The organism is Bifidobacterium sp., assembly GCF_051876855.1.
In the GTDB taxonomy this organism is placed as follows: Bacteria; Actinomycetota; Actinomycetes; order Actinomycetales; family Bifidobacteriaceae; genus Bifidobacterium.
The window spans coordinates 1-2,962 of the sequence record NZ_JBJEIH010000026.1; the positions used below are offsets into that span (position 1 = coordinate 1).

Annotated in this window: 1 protein-coding gene; it reads right to left on the minus strand. The window is 59.8% G+C overall.

Annotation, left to right across the window (positions count from 1 at the left end):
- Positions 1-2,772: starch-binding protein (locus ACI38B_RS02360; protein WP_439729368.1), on the minus strand; the 2,772-nt coding region annotated here is incomplete at its 3' end.
- Between the last annotated feature and the right edge of the window lie 190 nt (positions 2,773-2,962).

Below are 2,962 nucleotides of genomic sequence, written 5' to 3' on the forward strand. Positions count from 1 at the left end.
AACCGAAGACACCGCAACATCAGACGTCTTACAAGTCACAGCGGACAGCGCGGTGCTGCCGCTGGTCCAGCTCATGGTGCCGCCGTTGTAGTCCATGCCCGGGGCCATGTCGGCCGGGTAGCGGTTGGAGTTGCTGCCGTTGTCAGAGAAGATGACCTTCGCGTTGCCGGCGAGGTTGTCCGGCACATCGTAATAGTAGCCGGACTGCCCGCACGTATCAGTACCCGAAATCGCGGTCATCGGCACGCCCGGCCACTTCGCATTGTTTGTGGCAGAGGTGCCATTACCGGTGTACATGTAGATGTGCACGCTGGACCAGCCGGAAGGCTTAGTCACGTAGATGCGGTTCTTGGCTACCGGGGCGGTACCGGTCACGGTCACCTTGACGGTGGCGCTCACGGTGCCGGCCTTGGCGGTGATGGTCGCCGTGCCCGCCTTCTTGGCGGTCACAGTGCCGTCGGATGCAACTGAAGCGACTGAATCGTCGGAGCTGCTCCACGTGACGGAGGCGCCTGCCGGGTCGGTGGTGGCGGTCAGCTTCTTGGTGGACGCACCGTTGGACACGTCGAGCGAGAAGTCGGACTGGTTGATGGTCACGGACTTCACGGTCGTAGTGGCGCACGATACGCTCTTCAGCGCGCCGGACGTGGAGGCTGACGTGTCACCGTTCCATGCGGATGTGCCGGTGACTTGGAGGCCAGCTGCATCTTCGCCTGACGTGCTGTCGGCAGGGTACTTCGTGGTGTTGGTCGCGTTACCGTCATTGAAGATAATTCGAACCGTGCCTTCGAAGTTGTCTGGAATCTCGTACATGTAATCGTATCCGGCGTTCTTGCCGCAGGCGTCCGCGGCTGTCATGGCGGCACCCGGCCACGCGGCGTTCTGGGTGACGCTTGCCGCATTCGGATCATCCACATACACGTACGCGTCCAGGCTGTTCCAAGAGCTCGGCTTCTTCGCGTACACGACTGTGACTGCAGTGGGGTCCTTCTTCTGGAAGGTGAAGGTTGCGGTGACGGTCTTGCCATCAGCGTCAGTGCCGCTTACGGTGACGGTGACAGCGGAACCGACAGCGGTGTTCGCGCCGACGGTGATGGTATCGCCGTCATTGTAGCTGCCGGACTTGCCTTCGGACGTGGTGTACTTGGCATCGGTCACGTTAGAGGCGCGCAGTGTCACGGTCGTGGTGTCGGTCTTGAAGCTCGCGCTGCCGGTCGCGGACACGGAGGCGACATTGGTCTTCATGTTGTAGAACACGCTGACCTTGCCGGCGGTCGCGGTACCGGAAGTAATCTTTCCGCCGGACACGGTGAGCGTGCCGCCGTTGACCTGGTCGGTGTAGGTGCCGTCGTCAAGCTTGGTGGACAGGCCGGCCAGCGACTGCTGGTTGCCCATGTTCACCACGGTCACACCGTCGGTGTCCGCGTTGCCGTCGGACTTGTAGCGCTCAACCATGAGGCAGGAGTTGTCGTTGCAGTTGCGCAGATACTCGGAGGCGTCCTCGTTGTTCATCGCGTTGCGGAAATGGTTGACCGCGGTCACCTGCGTGTCTTTCCAGGAGGTGGAGCCGGCGTCGCCGAGCTGAGTCTGCTCGGAGAACTGGGCGTTGGAGCCGCCGGAGCCGACCGGGCGATCGAAGTACAGGGACATGGTGTCGGCGCGTGAACCGATCACGCCCCATCCCATGGTCATCTGCCATTCGCTCATACCGGTGGATTCCTTGTCACCGTTGGCGTAGGTATCGTGGGATTCAACCCAGGACGTCAGGTTCGATGCGGCAACGTTGTAGTTGTCCCAAGAGCTGAGCGTGCCCGCGTTGAGGCTCTTCGAGTTCAGCGCGCTGCGCAATGTACCGCCGTACGCGGATGCGGTGATGCCGCCGCCACCCTTGGCGGAACTGGCGAACAACTTCGCATAGTCGGAATCGCGGGAGATGCCGTCATGCAGCACTTCGCCGTACTGGTATTGCGAGCCGTTGGCGAGAATCTTGGTCCAGTATGAGGAGTTGTTGTACTCCCCCGGCAACTCGATGTGCTTGGCGGCATCGTAACGGAAGCCGTCCACGCCATCATTGACCAGCTGCTTGAGGTAGGAGGCCATCATGTCGCCGACTGTGGATTTGCCATCGGTATTGAGATCATACAGGCCGACCAGCTTGCAGTGGGTGACCTGGTAACGGTTGTTCCAGTCGGAAACGTTGCCGTCATTGCAGTCGTGATGGTAATAATCGTTGTTCTTCCAACGAGAGGAGATAGCAGGATAGTCAGCAGTCATGTGATTGGCCACAATGTCGACGATGATGCGCACGCCGTACTTGTGCGCGGTCTCGCACAGGCTCTTCAGCTCGGACTCGGATCCGACGACCCAGTTGCCTACCGTGGTATCGGTCGGCTGATAGACGTAATACCAGTTTTCGGTGAATTTCATTCCGTTGCCGGCTGCATGGATTGCGGACACCGGCTCGGTCTGCACCGAAGTGAAACCGGCCTCGGCGATTGCCGGAATATTCTGTTCAATGGTCTTGAACGACCACATCCACGCATGGAGCGTAGCACCTTCGCTCATGTTCTGGGCGAGACCGTACTTCTCTCGAGCCGACTCGAAAGCAGAATTACCGACAGTGTCGGAATAACTGTCTCGCTGAGTGTCAGCACTTGCCGTCGTGGCAGACGCCATACTGACGACGCTACCGGTGACCAACACGGCCGCCGAAGCGACAAAGGCTATGAATTTATGGCTCCACTGCCGTGCTACCTTGGTGTGTCCAGGCACATTCGCTCCTTTCGCGAACTATCACCCGAATACAGAAACTACGCAGCCGTGCACAAGCAATGTGCCGTACAACGCGAGCCCCTGTAGAACTCCTCTTTTCTATATGGTCATGCACTGCGCATCCGCTGCGCCCGCATGGAGTTGGGACAAAGCCCGACAGCCGAGGACCGACATGGTCACAGGCCGCCCT